This is a genomic window from Paraburkholderia antibiotica, from assembly GCF_012927125.1.
Taxonomy (GTDB): domain Bacteria; phylum Pseudomonadota; class Gammaproteobacteria; order Burkholderiales; family Burkholderiaceae; genus Paraburkholderia; species Paraburkholderia antibiotica.
Map to the genome: position 1 here is coordinate 120,963 of NZ_JABBFZ010000016.1, position 17,778 is coordinate 138,740.

General features: G+C 65.2%; 17 protein-coding genes. 7 read left to right on the forward strand and 10 right to left on the reverse strand.

Going from position 1 to position 17,778, the window contains the following annotated elements; genetic code table 11:
* Window positions 1-33: 33 nt before the first annotated feature.
* Window positions 34-690, reverse strand: coding sequence for a TetR/AcrR family transcriptional regulator (locus HHL14_RS23745; RefSeq protein ID WP_169500023.1), 657 nt, complete (start codon window positions 688-690; stop codon window positions 34-36).
* Between the two features lie 152 nt (window positions 691-842).
* Here HHL14_RS23745 and HHL14_RS23750 point away from each other — a divergent pair, with 152 nt between their 5' ends.
* Together HHL14_RS23750 and HHL14_RS23755 are read left to right on the forward strand one after the other, a co-directional pair.
* Window positions 843-2,126, forward strand: coding sequence for an MFS transporter (locus HHL14_RS23750; protein ID WP_169500024.1), 1,284 nt, complete (start codon window positions 843-845; stop codon window positions 2,124-2,126).
* 207 nt (window positions 2,127-2,333) lie between these two features.
* Window positions 2,334-2,927 carry a nitroreductase family protein gene (locus HHL14_RS23755; protein WP_206002482.1) on the forward strand — a complete coding sequence of 198 codons (594 nt, stop codon included), beginning with the start codon at window positions 2,334-2,336 and terminating at the stop codon, window positions 2,925-2,927.
* A gap of 104 nt (window positions 2,928-3,031) precedes the next feature.
* Here HHL14_RS23755 and HHL14_RS23760 read toward each other — a convergent pair whose 3' ends face one another.
* Window positions 3,032-4,534, reverse strand: coding sequence for an MFS transporter (locus HHL14_RS23760; RefSeq protein WP_169500026.1), 1,503 nt, complete (start codon window positions 4,532-4,534; stop codon window positions 3,032-3,034).
* Window positions 4,535-4,732: 198 nt separating this feature from the next.
* Between HHL14_RS23760 and HHL14_RS23765 the strand changes: the two genes are divergently transcribed.
* On the forward strand, window positions 4,733-5,983 hold the full coding sequence (locus HHL14_RS23765; protein WP_169500027.1) for an Hsp70 family protein: 1,251 nt from the start codon (window positions 4,733-4,735) through the stop codon (window positions 5,981-5,983).
* 136 nt (window positions 5,984-6,119) lie between these two features.
* On the opposite strand, the gene HHL14_RS23770 is transcribed toward HHL14_RS23765, so the two are convergent.
* On the reverse strand, window positions 6,120-6,323 hold the full coding sequence (locus HHL14_RS23770) for a cold-shock protein (RefSeq protein WP_007180251.1): 204 nt from the start codon (window positions 6,321-6,323) through the stop codon (window positions 6,120-6,122).
* A 431-nt stretch (window positions 6,324-6,754) separates the two neighbouring features.
* Between HHL14_RS23770 and HHL14_RS23775 the strand changes: the two genes are divergently transcribed.
* Window positions 6,755-8,350: an APC family permease gene (locus HHL14_RS23775; RefSeq protein WP_169500028.1), complete on the forward strand. Its 1,596-nt coding sequence runs from the start codon at window positions 6,755-6,757 to the stop codon at window positions 8,348-8,350.
* A 126-nt stretch (window positions 8,351-8,476) separates the two neighbouring features.
* On the opposite strand, the gene HHL14_RS23780 is transcribed toward HHL14_RS23775, so the two are convergent.
* From HHL14_RS23780 to HHL14_RS23810, 7 genes are all read right to left on the reverse strand, one after another.
* A complete protein-coding gene (locus HHL14_RS23780; protein ID WP_169500029.1) occupies window positions 8,477-9,262 on the reverse strand; it encodes a DODA-type extradiol aromatic ring-opening family dioxygenase in 786 nt (261 codons plus the stop codon).
* 113 nt (window positions 9,263-9,375) lie between these two features.
* Window positions 9,376-9,975 (reverse strand): UbiX family flavin prenyltransferase, encoded by a 600-nt coding sequence (locus tag HHL14_RS23785; protein WP_329601723.1) that lies wholly within the window; start codon window positions 9,973-9,975, stop codon window positions 9,376-9,378.
* A gap of 46 nt (window positions 9,976-10,021) precedes the next feature.
* Window positions 10,022-10,333: a Grx4 family monothiol glutaredoxin gene (grxD, locus tag HHL14_RS23790; protein WP_169500031.1), complete on the reverse strand. Its 312-nt coding sequence runs from the start codon at window positions 10,331-10,333 to the stop codon at window positions 10,022-10,024.
* Window positions 10,334-10,506: 173 nt separating this feature from the next.
* Entirely contained in the window at window positions 10,507-11,379 is an 873-nt protein-coding gene (prmC, locus tag HHL14_RS23795; protein ID WP_169500032.1) for a peptide chain release factor N(5)-glutamine methyltransferase, read from the reverse strand.
* 16 nt (window positions 11,380-11,395) lie between these two features.
* Entirely contained in the window at window positions 11,396-12,478 is a 1,083-nt protein-coding gene (gene prfA / locus HHL14_RS23800; protein WP_169500033.1) for a peptide chain release factor 1, read from the reverse strand.
* 120 nt (window positions 12,479-12,598) lie between these two features.
* Complete coding sequence (gene hemA, locus HHL14_RS23805; protein WP_169500034.1) at window positions 12,599-13,885, reverse strand: glutamyl-tRNA reductase; 1,287 nt, start codon at window positions 13,883-13,885, stop codon at window positions 12,599-12,601.
* Between the two features lie 79 nt (window positions 13,886-13,964).
* Complete coding sequence (locus tag HHL14_RS23810; RefSeq protein ID WP_169500035.1) at window positions 13,965-14,675, reverse strand: response regulator transcription factor; 711 nt, start codon at window positions 14,673-14,675, stop codon at window positions 13,965-13,967.
* Window positions 14,676-14,903: 228 nt separating this feature from the next.
* On the opposite strand from HHL14_RS23810, the gene HHL14_RS23815 reads away from it, so the two are divergent.
* Genes HHL14_RS23815 through HHL14_RS23825 form a run of 3 tightly spaced genes read left to right on the forward strand, consistent with a single transcriptional unit; the run spans window position 14,904 to window position 17,687 of the window.
* The gene (locus HHL14_RS23815; RefSeq protein WP_169500036.1) at window positions 14,904-15,170 is read left to right on the forward strand and encodes a hypothetical protein; all 267 of its coding nucleotides are present in this window, start codon (window positions 14,904-14,906) and stop codon (window positions 15,168-15,170) included.
* Window positions 15,171-15,189: 19 nt separating this feature from the next.
* A complete protein-coding gene (locus HHL14_RS23820) occupies window positions 15,190-17,004 on the forward strand; it encodes an aminopeptidase P family protein (RefSeq protein WP_169500037.1) in 1,815 nt (604 codons plus the stop codon).
* 59 nt (window positions 17,005-17,063) lie between these two features.
* Entirely contained in the window at window positions 17,064-17,687 is a 624-nt protein-coding gene (locus HHL14_RS23825) for an HAD family hydrolase (RefSeq protein WP_169500038.1), read from the forward strand.
* Window positions 17,688-17,778: the final 91 nt, after the last annotated feature.

A 17,778-nucleotide genomic window follows, 5' to 3' on the forward strand; every position in this document is an offset into this window, starting at 1 on the left:
GAGTCGCTTAACGAGGTGGTTCAGCGATCCGCCTCAGCGCGCCGACGCACCACCGCAAGCCGCCGCGATCAGTTGCGCGGCCACCTTCGGCGCGGCGAGGATCGGGCCGCAACCTGGCCCGTAAGTCTGACTCGCCGCGTACACGCCTTCGATCAGCAAGCCGAGCGCGTTGGCGAGCGCGTCCGGCGCGTCGGCGCCGGCGGCTGTCGCCAGTTCGAGCAGGCGCGCCATCAGACGCTGCTTGTTGCGGAACACGAACTGCCGCGCCGGATGCGCGGTGTCCGGAAATTCGACCGATACGTTCACGAACGGGCAGCCGCGGTAATCCTCGATCGACGCGCGTGCCGCGAGGTCGTCGAAATACTGCTGAAGCTGCTTCGCCGGCTCGCCGGGATGCTTCGCGAAGCTCGCCTCGACGTAGCCGAAAAACTGCTCGTCCTTACGCTCCAGATAAGCCATCACCAGTTCGTCCTTCGACGAAAACTGCCGGTACAGACTCATCTTGTTGACACCCGCCCGCTCGACCACAGCATCGACGCCGACGCTGCGCACGCCTTCGCGATAGAACAATTCGCTGGCGGCGCGCAACAGATGCTGCTGCGCTTCCGGCCCGGCGGTCTGGGCGCCGCGCGCACGCCGGGCGCGGGGGGCACCGGGGACGGCCGGCTTGAGGGTTTCGTTGTCGGACATGGAAAGTCACCCGAATAAAATTGACGCCTTGACATGTTACCGAGCGGTAACTAAGATCGCAACACTATTGTGACAGACCAGTCACAAGTCATTTACCGAAGCCGTAATAATACGAACGACGTCACCACCATGATGCGTCGATTGGAGAACCGATGAACTGGGCTGCGAGACTGATAGGCGGACGTTTTCACTACGGCTGGTTGACCGTCGCCGTGGTGTTCCTGGTGTTGCTCGCGGCGGCGGGCACGCGCGCGACGCCGAGCGTGATGATGGTGCCGCTCGAACACCAATTCGGCTGGAGTCGCGCGACGATTTCGCTCGCGATTTCCGTGAACATCGCGTTGTACGGGCTGATGGGGCCGTTCGCGGCCGCCGCGATGCAGCGCTTCGGCGTGCGGCCGACGCTGCTTGCCGCGCTCGGCACGATGGCCGCGGGCGTCGCGCTGTCTTCGCTGATGAGCCACCCGTGGCAGATGGTGTTGATCTGGGGCGTGATGGTCGGCGGCTCGACCGGGGTGGCGGCGTTGTCGCTGTCGGCGACGGTTGTGACGCGCTGGTTCACCACGCGCCGTGGCCTCGTGATGGGTATCCTCACCGCCAGTTCGGCGACCGGCCAGCTGGTGTTCCTGCCGCTGCTCGCGGCGATCGCCGAGCATTACGGCTGGCGCCAGGTGGTGTGGGTCGTCGCGCTCGCGGCGGCCGTCGTGATTCCGCTCGTCGCGTTCCTGTTGCCCGAGCATCCGGCCGACATGAAGCTGCGTCCGTACGGCGAGCCGCACGACGCGCCGATCACCACCACCATGACGAAGCAGAATCCGCTCGCGATCGCGTTCGGCACGCTCGCGTCGGCGAGCAAGACGCGCGACTTCTGGCTGCTGTTCTTCAGCTTCTTTATTTGCGGCGCGAGCACCAACGGCTATGTCGGCACGCACCTGATCGCGATGTGCGGCGACTACGGGATGACCGAAGTGCAGGGCGCGTCGCTGCTCGCCGCGATGGGCGTGTTCGATCTGTTCGGCACGACGCTGTCGGGCTGGCTGTCGGACCGCTTCAATAGCCGCGTGCTGCTGTTCTGGTACTACGGGCTGCGCGGGCTGTCGCTGATGTATCTGCCGCACGCGTTCGGTATCGACTTCTTCGGGTTGCCGCTGTTCGCGGTGTTCTACGGCCTCGACTGGATCGCCACCGTGCCGCCGACCGTGCGTCTTGCCACCGACGTCTACGGCAAGGAGTCGGCGCCGATCGTGTTCGGCTGGGTGGTGGCCGGCCACCAGCTCGGCGCGGCGTTCGCGGCGCTCGGCGCGGGGATGCTGCGCGCGAGTCTCGGCACCTACACGGTGGCGTCGATGATTTCCGGCGGCTTGTGTCTTGTGGCCGCGGTGATCGTGCTGCGTATCAACCGTCCGGCGAAGGTGCCGACGCCGCAGGCGATCTGACGCACGCGGAGCCGCTGGCGCCGCAACGATCGCACGAATGACGCAACGGCAGACGCAATCACAAACGGCCCCACAACGGGGCCGTCCTTTTTTGCCCCACCGCCCGCATCGCGCCTCACCGCGGGTTGGAGCGCGCGCCGAAGCCCGTTATCCTATGTGGCCCCGGGCAGCCGCCCGGCGATCATGAATTTCCATCGAGAGAAGCGCATGACCAATAAACCCGCCTCAACCGAAGTTGCCATTCACGAACTGATCGCAGGCCGCTGGAGCCCGCGCGCGTATTCGAGCGAACCGGTGAGCCGCGACCAGTTGCGTGCCGTGCTCGAAGCGGCGCGCTGGGCGCCGTCTTCGTATAACGCGCAGCCGTGGCGTTTCCTGGTGTTCGATCGCAGCGTCGACGAAGTGGCGTTCAAGAAGGCGTTCGCTACGCTGGTGCCGTTCAACCAGGGTTGGAACGCGCCCGCGCCGGTGCTGATCGCGGTGACCGCGCACACGCTGACCAACAAGGGCGACGTGAATCGCTGCGCGCAATACGATGCGGGTGCGGCGGCGATGTCGCTGGTGCTGCAGGCTCACGCGCTCGGCCTCGCCGCGCACCAGATGAGCGGCTTCGACGTGAACGCGTTCCGCACGAGCTTCGAACTGCCGAACGACGTCGAACCGATCGCGATGATTTCGCTTGGCCATTACGGCGACGTCGATAAGCTGGACCCGGTATTGCGCGAGCGAGAGAAGGCGCCGCGTCAGCGCGCGGCGCTCGCGGAAATCGCGTACGGCGGCGGCTGGAAGAAGGCGTTTTGAGCGATGGGCGCGCGGCACGGGCCGCGTGACTTTGCGAACGGCGAGCCGGCCGCCAAAGCAGGGCCTCAAACGCCGATGAACGCGCGGCCCGGTCCGCGCGTTTTTTATCTGGTGGCCGCATCGTCCACATCGTCGACCACGCTCGATAGCGGCGCCGCCACGTGTTCGAGCGATTTGCGCTCCGCGTCGACACCCCAGATCGCCGCGACGACAGCAGCCGCCAGCATCAGCGCGGACCCTACCAGATAACCCGAAAACACTTCGCTGCGCTGCTGCGTATCGATCAGCCGGCCAAAAAACGCCGGCCCGATGATGCCGCCGAGCGCGGTGCCGAACGCGTAGAACACGGCGATCGCGAGCGCGCGGATTTCGAGCGGGAACGATTCGCTGACCGTCAGGTACGCGGAACTCGCGGCTGCCGACGCGAAGAAGAAAATCACCATCCACGCGATCGTCTGCGTGACGACGGTGAGCAACTGCTGCTCGAACAGATAGCCGGACACCGTCAGCAGGAGCGCCGACATCGCGTAGGTCGTAGCGATCATCTTGCGCCGCCCGATCACGTCGAACAGCCGGCCGAGCACCAGCGGCCCGAGGAAATTGCCGAGCGCGAACGGCAGCAGATACCAGCCGATGTCGTCGCCCGGCACGTGATAGAAGTCGGTCAGCACCAGCGCATAAGTGAAGAAGATCGCGTTGTAGAAGAACGCCTGCGCGGTCATCAGCGTGAGACCGACCAGCGCGCGGCGTCGGTGCACGTTGAAAAGCGTGTGAAACACCTCGCGCAACGGCGTGTGCTGACGCGCGCGCAGACACAGGCGGGTGAGGGCGTCGTCGGCGAGCCTGTGGCCGTCGGCGCGAAAACGCGTCTCGATGCCCTCGACGATTGCGCGCGCGTCGCGTTCGTCGCCATGCGTGAGCAGCCAGCGCGGGCTTTCGGGGACCCAGATGCGCATCGGCAGGATCGCCAGCGCGAGCACCGCGCCGATGAAAAAGCACGCGCGCCAGCCCCAGTCGGCGGGCAGCAGGTTCGGATCGAGCAGCACCAGCGAGCCGGCCGCGCCGAGTCCCGCGCCGACCCAGAAGGTGCCGTTAATGCCGAGATCGGTCCAGCCGCGCACGCGCGCCGGCGTGAATTCCTGGATCGTCGAATTGATCGCCGTGTATTCGCCGCCGATGCCCGCGCCGGTCAGAAAGCGGAACAGCATGAAGCTGGCGAGATTCCACGACAGCGCGGTCGCCGCGGTCGCGGCCAGATACAGCGCCAGCGTGATGAAAAAGAGCTTGCGGCGGCCGAGCCGGTCGGTCAGCCAGCCGAAGCCAAGCGCGCCGAGCACCGCGCCGGCGATGTACGCGCTGCCGGCGAGGCCGACGTCGGCATTCGAGAAGCGCAGCGCCGGGCTCGTTTTCAGCGCGCTCGCGACCGCGCCGGCCAGCGTCACCTCGAGCCCGTCGAGCAGCCATGTCACGCCGAGCGCGACGACGATCAGCGTGTGAAAGCGTCCCCACGGCAGACGGTCGAGCCGCGACGGCAGATCGGTTTCGATGAGCGTGGCGGTCGGGTTGCGGGTCGTATCGTTCATGGCGGCGGTCGGCGGCACGCTCATTGCGCAAAGTCTCCTTGTTGGCAAACGCTGGCGGCGTATTCGGGCGGGAATGTGCGGGCAAGCAATCGCCGTTCCGCCGGCCAGATTTCAAACGATACCGCCGCGGTCCTGGCCGCCTCAGTTGATACCGTCGGAGTTTTCGTGATACAAAGCCGCTCCCCTTTCTGTCCGCGCCAGCCGTGAGCGGCGATTCCTGCCATGAACTATTGCGCGATTGATTTCGGCACTTCCAACTCGGCTGTCGCGATTCCGGACGGTGCACAACTGAGGCTGGCGCCGGTCGAGGGCGCGTACACGACGCTGCCCACCGCCGTGTTCTTCAATACCGACGAAGACACCACCGAATTCGGGCGCGCGGCGCTCGCGGCCTATATCGACGGCTTCGACGGCCGGTTGATGCGCTCGATGAAAAGCATCCTCGGCTCGCCTCTCGCCGAGAACACGACCGACCTCGGCGACGGCAGCGCGATCAAATACACCGACGTGATCGCGACCTTTTTGAATCATCTGAAGCGCTGCGCCGAAACCAGCGCGGGCGGTGCGATCGACCGCGCGGTGCTGGGCCGCCCGGTGTTTTTCGTCGACGACGATCCGCGCGCCGACCAGATGGCACAGCAGCAGCTCGAAGCCGCCGCGCGCACCGTCGGGCTGCGCGAGATCCACTTTCAGTATGAACCGATCGCGGCCGCGTTCGACTACGAATCGCATCTGACTCAGGAAGGACTGGTGCTGGTTGCCGACATCGGCGGCGGTACGTCGGACTTTTCTCTGGTGCGTGTGGGGCCGGAACGGATGCAGCGCGTCGAGCGCAAGGACGATGTGCTCGCGCACCATGGCGTGCACGTCGCCGGCACGGATTTCGACCGCCGTGTCGAACTGGTGACGATCCTGCGCGAACTGGGCTACCAGACGCTCGACCCGCAAGGACGCGAAATTCCGAACCGGATCTATTTCGACCTCGCGACCTGGCACCTGATCAATACCGTCTATACGCCCAAGCGGGTCAGCGAACTGGGCCTGATGCGGCACCTTTTTTCCGAGACCCGGCATCACGACCGGCTGATGCGCGTCGTCGAGCAGCGTCTCGGCCACGCGCTCGCCGCGCATGCGGAAGAGGCGAAGATCGGCGTGGCGGCAGGCGGCGAGACGGTGATCGATCTCGACGAAGTCGAAGAAGATTTGCGACTTGCGTTTGACGAAGCGCAACTGATCGGCGCGGGCGAAGACGAAACGCGTCGTATCGTACAGGCCGCGCGCGACACGGTGCAGGCAGCGGGTGTCGCGCCACGCGATGTCGACGCGATCTATTTCACCGGCGGCTCGACCGGCCTCGCGTTTCTGTCGGGCGCGCTGGCTGCGGCGTTTCCGGACGCGAAAGCGGTATTCGGCGACCGTCTTGCCAGCGTCGCGACGGGCCTCGGCATCCATGCCCGACGTCTGTTCGGTTAATCAAAAATAATCCGTCGATAATCCGCCGCGTATTGCGAAGCCGGACAAAGTTAATCGGCGGATTCTCAAATACAACGGATAATAAAAAACCCCGCCGAAGCGGGGTTTTTTGTGGCGTCCCGAAGGAGCGCTGCGCTTACACCGGCTTGATGTTAGCTGCTTGCTTGCCCTTCGGGCCCGTCTTCACTTCGAACGTGACCTTCTGGTTTTCTTGCAGCGTCTTGAAGCCTTCCGTGCGGATTTCCGAGAAATGCGCGAACAGATCTTCGCCGCCGCCGTCCGGAGTGATGAAGCCAAAGCCCTTTGCGTCATTGAACCACTTGACGGTACCGGTTTCCATATTACTTGTTCCTAAAAATGGTAAATAAGGCCGAAGCCCGGGGTGCATGAAAATCAAGGAAGGGGTAATGGGACCAACCGGAGTACCGTTGATGGGCGACCTACGAAAGAACCACTTCACTCGCCACTTGAAATCCTGCCCGAACGTTATACGGCGAATCGGGCCGAACGTCAACCGTCTGCTCGAAACTTTGCCAGATGGATGTGAATGTTTCTTACAAAGCTTGCGGACCTCACTACTTTTTTGCTAGGGAGAACCCTTAGTTGAGCCGCAGTTTCGCTGCAGTAACACGGTGCAACCGTTAAACTACGCGCCGCGCGTCGGTTGCACCTATTTCTGCATCGTTCGACGCGCTTTCATGCGCGCCACCCGTCTCCACCGCCACAAGCGATGTCACGCGGTGCCGACATGGTTCTGATTTAGGAGAAGACGTGAAAAGTTCTATACAACGGAACATCGGGCCATTCGCGCTGATGCTGACCGGTCTGGGCTCGATCATCGGATCGGGCTGGCTGTTCGGCGCGTGGAAGGCCGCCAAGATTGCCGGTCCCGCCGCTATTTGCGCATGGATCATCGGCGCGGTCGTGATTCTGGCGATTGCGCTGACCTACGCGGAGCTCGGTGCGATGTTTCCGGAATCTGGCGGGATGGTGCGCTACGCGCGCTACTCGCATGGCGCGCTGGTCGGTTTTATCAGCGCGTGGGCCAACTGGATCGCGATCGTATCGGTGATTCCAATCGAGGCCGAAGCATCCATTCAATATATGAGTACATGGCCCTATGACTGGGCGCGTGCGCTCTTTGTCAACGAGTCATTAACCACGAACGGGCTATTGCTGTCCGCCGTGCTCGTGGTCATTTACTTCCTGCTCAACTATTGGGGCGTGAAGTTGTTCGCGCGCGCCAACTCGGCGATCACGATCTTCAAGTTCCTGATCCCGGGCGCGACGATCATCGGCCTGATGGCGACCGGCGTTCACACCGAGAACTTCGGCGAGACCACCACGTTCGCGCCGTATGGCTGGTCGGCGGTGCTGACGGCGGTGGCGACGAGCGGCATCGTGTTCGCGTTCAACGGCTTCCAGAGCCCGATCAACCTCGCCGGTGAAGCACGCAATCCGGCGAAGAGCGTGCCGTTCGCGGTGATCGGCTCGATCCTGCTCGCGCTGGTGATCTACGTGCTGCTGCAGATCGCCTACATCGGCTCGGTGAACCCGGCCGACGTCGCGAAGGGCTGGCGCCACTTCAATTTCGCTTCGCCGTTCGCGGAACTGGCGATCGCGCTGAACCTGAACTGGCTCGCGGTCCTGCTGTACGTCGATGCATTCGTGAGCCCGAGCGGCACCGGTACGACCTATATGGCGACCACGACGCGAATGATCTACGCGATGGAGCGCAACAACACGATGCCGAAGATCTTCGGTCAGGTGCATCCGTTCTACGGCGTGCCGCGTCCGGCGATGTGGTTCAACCTGTTCGTGTCGTTCATCTTCCTGTTCTTCTTCCGCGGCTGGAGCTCGCTCGCGGCGGTGATTTCGGTCGCGACGGTGATTTCGTACCTGACCGGCCCGATCAGCCTGATGGCGCTGCGCCGCGCGGCAACCGATCTCGAACGCCCGCTGAAGATCGCCGGCATGAAGGTGATCGCGCCGTTCGCGTTCGTCTGCGCGTCGCTGATCCTGTACTGGGCGAAGTGGCCGCTGACCGGCGAAATCATTCTGCTGATGGTCGTCGCGTTGCCGGTGTACTTTTACTTCCAGGCGAAGTCGGGTTTCGAGGGTTGGGGCCGCGATCTGAAGGCCGCCTGGTGGCTGGTCGCGTATCTGCCGGTGATGGCCGTGCTGTCGCTGATCGGCAGCAAGGAATTCGGCGGCTTCGGTATCCTGCCGTACGGCTGGGACATGCTGGTCGTGATCGCCTTCTCGCTGGTGTTCTACTACTGGGGCGTGAACAGCGGCTACCGCTCGGAGTACCTGAACGAGCGTGAAGAGCATGACGAAGTGCTCGAAGGCATCGGCGCGCACTGAGCGTCGTGTCGTTCTGACGGACCTGCGGTAGAGGGTCCGGCAAATAAAAAGCCCGCCTGAGCGATCAGGCGGGCTTTTTTGTTGGGCGTTGGGGCGTTTGGCTTGTCTTGCGCCGGCCGGCTTCGATCAGGCGGTGCCGAACACGTAGTTCGTCATCGCGAGCGAGCGCTGATAGGTGCCGAGCGACTGGATCGCGAGCGAGTAGTCGTCGTCCGCGGCGCCGAGCGCGGCGAAGACGGGCAGCAGATGCTCGTCGGTCGGATGCATCAGGACCCCGTGCGGCGCCTGACGGCGATAGTCGAGCAGCGCGTCGATGTCGCGCGCGGCGAGCTTTTGCTCGAACCAGTCGGTGAATTCGCTCACGCGCGGATCGGCGTCTTCCGGACGCGCGGAGAAATCGGCGGCGCGCAGATTGTGCGTGATCTGGCCCGAGCCGATCACCATCACGCCTTCGTCTTTCAGCGCGCGCAGCGCCCGGCCGACGCGGAAGTGATGCGCGGCGTCTTCATACGGCTGGATCGACAGTTGCGCGATCGGCACGTCGGCGTGCGGGAACATCAGCAGCATCGGCACCCACGCGCCATGGTCGAGCCCGTGCGGCTCCACGTCCGTGGCGATGCCGTTCGCGCCGAGCAACGCGGCGGCGCGACGCGCGACATCGGGCGCGCCGGGCGCCGGATACTGGATCTCGTAGAGCTGGCGCGGAAAGCCGTAGAAATCGTGGATGGTCTCGGGCGCCGTGGCAACGCTCGCGAGCGGCTGCGCGGTGCACCAGTGCGCCGACAGCATCAGGATGGCTTCGGGACGCGGCAGCTGGGTGGAAAGCGAGCCGAATTCGGCGGACGGCATCGACGGATCGATCGGCAGCGTCGGCGCACCGTGAGACAGGAACAGGGAAGGTAGGCGATTCATGGCAGCAACGCGGCCGGACGGACGCGGCATCGAGATTAGGTTGCTACCAATATAGGTCCGCACGGGTATTTCATAAACGCGCGGCTACGGAATTGATTGTGTCGCCGGTGTTGTCAATCTTGTGCGCTGCGCAGACCTTGCCAGGCGGGCGACAGCGCCGGCCCGAGCGCAAACAGGTCGAGCACGCGCGCGACCGTGTGATCGACCATTTCGTCGATCGACGCCGGCTGGTTATAAAACGCGGGCAGAGGCGGGAAAATCACGCCGCCCATTTCGGTGACGGCCGTCATATTGCGCAGATGCGCGAGGTTGAACGGCGTTTCGCGCACCAGCAGCACCAGACGACGGCGTTCCTTCAGCGTGACGTCGGCGGCGCGGGTGATGAGGTTGTCGGCGAAACCGTGCGCGACGCTCGCCAGCGTTTTCATCGAGCACGGGGCGACGACCATGCCGTCGGTCGCGAACGAGCCGGACGCGATGCTCGCGCCGACATCGCGCACCGAATGGACCACATCCGCGAGCGAATGCACGTCTTCCTTGCTCAACTGGAGTTCGTGCTGGATGTTGAGCCAGCCTGCGCCGGATACCAGCAGATGGCTCTCGACGCCGCCAAGCCGGCGCAGCGTTTCGAGCAGCCGGACGCCGTAGATGGCGCCGGTGGCGCCGGTGATCGCGATGATCAGCCGGCGGGGCGCCGCAGCGCGGGTGTGCAGCATGGCTGGCGGCGCCTGATGAAGCGAACGGAGCGAAGCCGGGCGCTCAGGCCGCGGCGAACAGCTGCTGCAGTTCGCCGGATTCGTACATCTCCATCATGATGTCCGAGCCGCCGATGAATTCGCCCTTCACGTACAGCTGCGGAATGGTCGGCCAGTTCGAGAACGTCTTGATGCCCTGACGGATTTCGTCGTCTTCGAGCACGTTGACGGTCTTGATTTCGCCGACGCCGCACGCTTTCAGGATCTGGATGGCGCGGCCGGAAAAGCCGCACATCGGGAACTGGGCCGTGCCCTTCATGAAGAGAACGACGTTGTTGCCGTCGACGATTTGCTTGATGCGTTCTTGCGTATCCATGACTGACCTTGCGGTTCCGATATATGTAGGGAATAGGCTGAAATGATAGCGGATTTCGCTACAAACGGCCGATGCCGCTTCGCGCGGCGGGGTTTCTGTAGGGCTTGTCGCGGGGCGCTGGATTTGTTCGCGAAGCTACCGGACGAGGCAGCCGGGCAACGCGACGGTCGCGCTCAGGCCGCATCCTCTCTCAGCACACCGCCGCTGATCCGCTCGATGCCGGCGAGGTCGCGCTCCGAACGAACCTGCGCAAAGCCGCCCGCGCCCAGCAACGCGCGCACGGCCTCGGCCTGATCGTAACCATGCTCGATCCACAAGACGCCGCCGGCCGCGAGCCGCGCGGGCGCGCCGGCGACGATCGCGCGGATCGCGCTCAAGCCGTCCGCTTCGTCGGTGAGCGCGCCGCGCGGCTCGAAGCGCAGATCGCCTTCGAGCAGGTGCGGATCGCCGCTCGCGATATACGGCGGGTTGCTGACGATCGCATCGAAGCGCGGCGCGGTGTCGAGCGCGTCGTACCAGTCGCTGTGCAGGAACGTGATGGCGCCGCCCGGGCGTTGGGCGTCGAGCAGACGCGCGCCGTTGCGGGTGGCGACCGCGAGCGCGTCGGCCGAGCGGTCGAGCGCCCACACCTGCGCGTCGGGCCGCGTCGATGCGAGCGCCACGGCGATTGCGCCAGTGCCGGTGCCGAGATCGAGCACGCGCGGACGCGGGCGATGTTCGAGCGCCGCCAGCGCGGTCTCGACCAGCAATTCGGTTTCGGGACGCGGAATCAGCACATGCGGCGTCACCTCGAATTCGAGCCCGAAAAACTCCCGCGCGCCGACCAGTTGCGCGACCGGCTCACCGGCGGCGCGACGCGCTTCGAGCGCCCGATAACGCTCGACGCTAGCGCATTCCAGCGGCTCGTCGCCGCGCGTGATCAACTGCGTGCGTCGCCAGCCGAGCACATGCGTGAGCAGAATCCGCGCTTCGAGCGGCGGCAGCGGCGACGCGCGCAGCAGCGCGTCGGCCGTGACGGGGGCAGGCGTGGAGGCGCGGGTCGTCATCGAGGCATCCGGCGCGTCAGTCCGCGTCGCCGAGCGAGGCCAGCAGCTCGGCCTGATGCTCGCTGACGAGCGCCGCGATCAGTTCTTCGAGATCGCCGTCCATGATCGCGTCGAGTCGATACAGCGTCAGGTTGATGCGGTGATCGGTGAGGCGCCCCTGCGGGAAGTTGTACGTGCGAATCCGCTCCGAGCGGTCGCCCGAGCCGATCAGGTTCTTGCGCGTCGCCGCTTCCTTCGTCTGCTGCTCGTGAGTCTGTTTGTCCTTGATGCGCGCGGCCAGCACCTTCAGCGCGCGATCCTTGTTCTTGTGCTGCGAGCGGTCGTCCTGACATTCGACGACGATCCCCGTCGGCAAGTGCGTGACGCGCACCGCCGAGTCGGTCTTGTTGATGTGCTGGCCGCCCGCGCCCGACGCGCGGAATGTGTCGATGCGCAGATCGGCTGGATTGATCTCGACTTCGCCGATCTCGTCCGCTTCCGGCATGACCGCGACCGTGCAGGCCGACGTGTGGATGCGGCCCTGCGTTTCGGTGGCCGGCACGCGCTGCACGCGATGCCCGCCCGATTCGAACTTGAGCTTCGAGTACGCGGCATCGCCGGCGATCCGCACGATCACTTCGCGATAGCCGCCGAGGTCCGATTCGCTTGCCGACATCATCTCGACCTGCCAGCGGTTGCGCTCCGCATAGCGCAGATACATGCGCAGCAGATCGCCCGCGAACAGCGCGGATTCATCGCCGCCGGTGCCCGCGCGAATTTCGAGGAAGATGTTGCGCTCGTCGTTCGGGTCTTTCGGCAGCAGCATTTTTTGCAGCTCGACGCCGAGCGTTTCCATGCGATCGCGCGCCGAGCGAATTTCCTCTTCGGCGAAATCGCGCATCGACGCGTCGGCGAGCAGCTCCTGCGCGGTGTCCGCGTCGTTCTGCGCCTGACGCCAGAGCCCGTACTGCTCGACCACCGGGCCGAGCTCCGCGTGTTCGCGCGTGAGCTTGCGGTACTGGTCGAGATTGGCGGTGATGTCCTCGCGGCTCAACAGGTCGTTCAGTTCGGCCAGCCGGGTGGTCAGCTGGTCGAGCTTGCGTTGCATGCTCGTTTTCATCGGGCGGTAGCGGAGCGGACTCCGGAAAGGATGCGGCCAGGGGAACGGGCAGGGGCCCAACTGAAAGCACGTTGCGAGCCGCGTAACAGCGGCGCGCACGCTGCGGCGAGGAAGGCGCCGCTAACGCTCCGAAGAACCGGAGTGTTTGTAGAAACCGCTCATCAGCTCGATCAGCTTGTCGCGGTTGTCGCTGTCCGCGCGGTTGAGCGCGTGCGTGGGACCGTGGATCAGCTTGTTGGTCAGCGATTGCGACAGCGCTTCGAGCACGGCGGCCGGATCGTCGCCGCGCGCGAGCATTTTCTGCGCGCGTTCGACTTCCGCGCGGCGCAGCGCGTCGGCCTGCGTGTGCATGTGACGGATCACCGGCACGATGCTGCGGGCGTCGAGCCACTGCATGAAGTTCTGCACGCGCGTTTCGATGATCGATTCGGCCTGCGCGACCGCGGCCTGGCGCGACGCATTGCCTTCGCGGACGATCGCGCCGAGGTCGTCGACGGTGTACAGGAACACGTCTTCGAGCTGGCCGGCTTCGGGTTCGATGTCGCGCGGCACGGCCAGGTCGACCATGAAGATCGGCCGGTGACGGCGTGCCTTCACCGCGCGCTCGACCGCGCCCAGACCGATGATCGGCAGCGTGGACGCGGTGCACGACACGATGATGTCGAATTCGTGCATGCGCGCCGGCAGTTCGGACAGCGGAATCGCGCGGCCGTTGAAGCGCTCGGCGAGCCGTTGCCCGCGTTCGGCGGTGCGATTGGCGACGACCAGCTCACGCGGATGCTGCGCGGCAAAGTGCGTCGCGCACAACTCGATCATTTCGCCCGCGCCGATGAACAGCACGCGCTGGTTCGCGATCTTGTCGAAAATGCGCTGCGCGAGGCGCACCGCCGCAGCGGCCATCGACACCGACTGCGCGCCGATCTCGGTGGTGCTGCGCACTTCCTTCGCGACGGCGAAGGTGCGCTGGAACAGCTGGTTCAGATAGGTGCCGAGCGCGCCGGCTTCGGACGCGGTGCGTACCGCATCCTTCATCTGTCCGACGATCTGCGTTTCGCCGAGCACCATCGAATCGAGACCCGACGCGACGCGGAACGCATGGCGCACCGCTTCGGACTGCGGCAACGCGTAGACGTGCGGTGCGAGTTCGTCGATCGGGAGATTGTGGTACTTCGACAGCCACTGGATCGCGGCTTCGCGCGCCGCGAGGTCGTCGGTCGCGCAGTAGAGTTCGGTGCGGTTGCAGGTGGACAGAATGGCCGCTTCGGGCGCGTTGGGCGCCATGCGGCCCAGCCAGATGCCTTTGAACGTGTCCAGCGCAGGCTTGATCTGTTCGAGCGGAAACGCCACGCGTTCGCGCAAGGCGACAGGCGCAGTGTGGTGGTTGATTCCGATCGTTAGAAGCTGCATGGTGGGGTGCTATCGTTCAGGCCGATATTATAGCGTTTTCACGATTTTCACATCCTGCAGGCCACATACCGGGCATGCGTCAGCTTGTGCCGGTCAGGCTTTCCGACGGAATCGCGTCGAGCTGGTAACCGTAACCATAGACCGGCGTCAGCGCGTAGCCAAGCTCCGGACGCAGTTGCAGCTTGCTGCGTACCCGCGACGCATGGGTGTCGATGGTGCGCGACTTCACGTCGCGGCGGCGCGCCCACACGGTTTCGAGAATGTGCGCACGCGACACCGGCCGGGCGAGGTTGTTGAACAGCAGCAGCGCGAGGCGGAACTCCTTCGGCGTCAGGATCACGGTGAGGTCGCGGAAGGACACGGCGAAGCTCGCGGCGTCGAACGTATAACCGCCGATCACGTCGCGGCGCCGATTGGCTGGTCGCCGCAGGCCCGCGCGGCGCTGCAGCGCCTCGACCCGCGCGAGCATTTCGGGGCCGCGCACCGGCTTGCTCAGGCAGTCGTCGGCGCCGGCATGCAGCGCGGCGACGATCTGGCTTTCGCGTGGTGTCGCAATCAGCATCATGACGGGCAGGCCCGGCAAAATGGAGCGTGCGCGCGGGATCACATCTTCGGCGCAATGGTCACCGGCCCAGCTTTCGGTGATCAACAGGTCGAAGAATTCGTCCGTGGCGTGCTGGAGGAACGTAGCACTCGTGGTGAAGTGCTGGCAGACATGGCCGCCGGCAAAAATGAGCCGGTCGACCAGTTTGGCGTGCTGCACGTCTGGCTCGATAAGGGCGATGCGCATGGCGGGCGTCAGCCTGGCAACGAGCGGGAGCCCGGCTTTTTCGTAAGCCTTACAGCTTGCCTAAGCACACTCCCGACCCCTAAACTCAACCGCTATGCGGAAAGCGCCGTGCTGAACTTCTATAGTTAATGAGGCAAAAATGCTAGCCCTGCCGGCTTCTTTCGCCTATGAGACGAATCCGAATTTGGTTTTGTTGAATTTTTTGCTGTGTTCTGAGGCCCCTTTCTGATGGGTTGGCCAGGCATTCTCGTACTCGGTGTGACGATCGGTCTCGCGGGCTGGTGGCTGCATCCGTTGCGGCGCGCGAGCCGCGCCCGCTGGTGGGTTGCGCTGCTTGCCGGGGTGCTCGGCGCGAGCGTCGCGCGCATGGCCGGCAACATCACCGGTCTCTTTCATGACGGCGATCTGCTCGAATGGCCGGTGTGCACCGCCGTCGCGCTGATTGCCGTCGCCGTGACGGTCGGCCTCCTTTCCCGTCGCTCAAGTCATCGATGAATTCTTTGCAGGTAACTCCATGAACGCCCGACTTCCCGAAACCTCCTCCATTCCCGAGCGTCTCGCGAGCCTGCGTGCCGCGATGGCGCGCGAAGGCATCGCCGCTTACCTCGTGCCGTCCGCCGATCCGCATCTGTCGGAGTATCTGCCCGGACGCTGGCAGGGTCGCCAGTGGCTGTCGGGTTTCACCGGCTCGGCCGGCACGCTGGTCGTGACCGCCGACTTCGCCGGCGTCTGGACCGACAGCCGCTATTGGGAGCAGGCGAGCGCGCAACTGGCCGGCACCGGCGTCGAGCTGATGAAGATGACCGGCGGCCAGCTGACCACGCCGCATTTCGACTGGCTCGCGCAGAACGTCGCGCGCGGCGGCACGGTCGGCGTCGACGGCGCGGTGCTTGGCGTCGCGGCGGCGCGGGCCCTGAGTTCGACGCTCGGCGCGCGCGGCGTGCTGCTGCGCACCGACGTCGATCTGTTCGACGCGATCTGGGCGCAACGCCCGACGCTGCCCGCCGACGCGGTGTTCGAGCACGCGGTGCCACAAGCGGGCGTCGCGCGTGCGGAGAAGCTCGCGCAGGTGCGCCGCGCGATGGCCGACAAGGGCGCGCAGTGGCACTTCATCTCGACGCTCGACGATCTCGCGTGGCTGCTGAACCTGCGCGGCGCCGACGTCAGCTACAACCCGGTATTCGTCGCGCATGCGCTGATCGGCGCGGACCGCGTGTCGCTGTTTATCGCCGACGGCAAGGTGTCGCCGGCGCTGGCCGACGTGCTCGCGCGCGACGGCATCCGCGTCGAGCCGTATGCGCAAGCCGCCGCCGCGCTCGCCGCGCTGCCGGCCGACAGCACGCTGCTGATCGACCCGCGCCGCATCACCTACGGCTCGCTGCAGGCGGTGCCGTCGACGGTCAAGGTTGTCGAGGCGGTCAATCCGTCGACTTTCCTGAAATCGCGCAAGACCGCCGCCGACGCCGCCCACGTGCGCGCGACGATGGAGCAGGACGGCGCGGCGCTGGCCGAATTCTTCGCGTGGTTCGAGAGCGCGCTGGGCCGCGAGCGCATCACGGAACTCACCATCGACGAACGTCTGACGGCTGCCCGCGCGCGCCGGCCCGGCTTTGTGTCGCTGAGCTTCGCGACGATCGCCGGCTTCAACGCGAACGGCGCGATGCCGCATTACCGCGCGACGGAAGAGTCGCATTCGGTGATCGAGGGCAACGGCCTGCTGCTGATCGACTCCGGCGGCCAGTACCTGAGCGGCACGACCGATATCACGCGGGTCGTCCCCGTCGGCACGCCGAGCGCGGAGCAGCGGCGCGATTTCACCGTGGTGCTGAAGGGCATGATCGCGCTGTCGCGCGCGCAATTCCCGCGCGGCATCCGTTCGCCGATGCTCGACGCGATCGCGCGCGCGCCGATCTGGCAGGCAGGCGCCGACTACGGCCACGGCACCGGCCACGGCGTCGGCTATTTCCTGAACGTGCACGAAGGCCCGCAGGTGATCTCGCACTACGCGCCGGCCGAACCGTGGACCGCGATGGAGGAGGGCATGATCACGTCGAACGAACCGGGTCTGTACCGGCCGGGCAAGTGGGGCGTGCGGATCGAAAACCTCGTGCTGAACGTGGCCGCCGAAAAAACCGAATTCGGCGATTTCCTCAAGTTCGAAACGCTCACGCTCTGCCCGATCGACACGCGCTGCATCGAGCTGTCGCTGTTGCGCGACGACGAGCGCGCGTGGCTCAACACGTATCACGAGACGGTGCGCGCGCGCATCGCGCCGCATGTGACGGGCGACGCGAAGGCGTGGCTCGAACTGCGTACCCAACCGATCTGAGCGGCGCGACGGGAAAACGATCTCGCGAACTGCTGAACTGGCGAACCAATGGAGAGCGCATGGCGATCAAGGCGGTGGTGTTCGATTTCGGCGGCGTGCTGATCGACTGGAATCCCGAGTATCTGTATGGCCAGCTGATTCCCGACGAAGCCGAGCGCCGCTGGTTCCTCACGCATGTCTGCTCGATGGACTGGGTGATCCGCCAGGACGGCGGTCAGCCGATCGTCGAAGCGACCGACGAACTGGTCGCGAAGTTTCCCGATCACGCGCCGTTGATCCGCGCGTTCTACGAGCGCTGGCACGAGATGGTGGCGGGTGTGCTCGACGACGGCGTCGCGCTGATGGAACGGCTCGAAGCGGCGCAGGTGCCGCTCTTCGGGCTCACCAACTGGTCGGCCGAGACGTTTCCGTATGCGTGGGAGCACTATCCGGTGCTGCGGCGGTTTCGCGACATTGTCGTGTCGGGGCGGGTAAAGCTGGTGAAGCCCGATCCGGCGATCTTCGCGGAGATGCGTCGCCGGATCGATGCGCAACTGCCGGGCATCGCGCCCGCCGAACTGGTCTTCATCGACGACAACCCGAAGAACGCCGAAGCCGCGACGGCGCTCGGCTGGCACGGCGTGCATCACACGAGTGCCGCACAAACGGCGACGCGGTTGCGGGCGTTGGGCCTGCCAGTTTGAGCGGGGCGGGCCGGATTGGACCTGGGCCGTAATTAAACGGCCTGATTCAACGGCTCCGGCTCATCGGCCCAGATTCGACGGCTCGAACTCA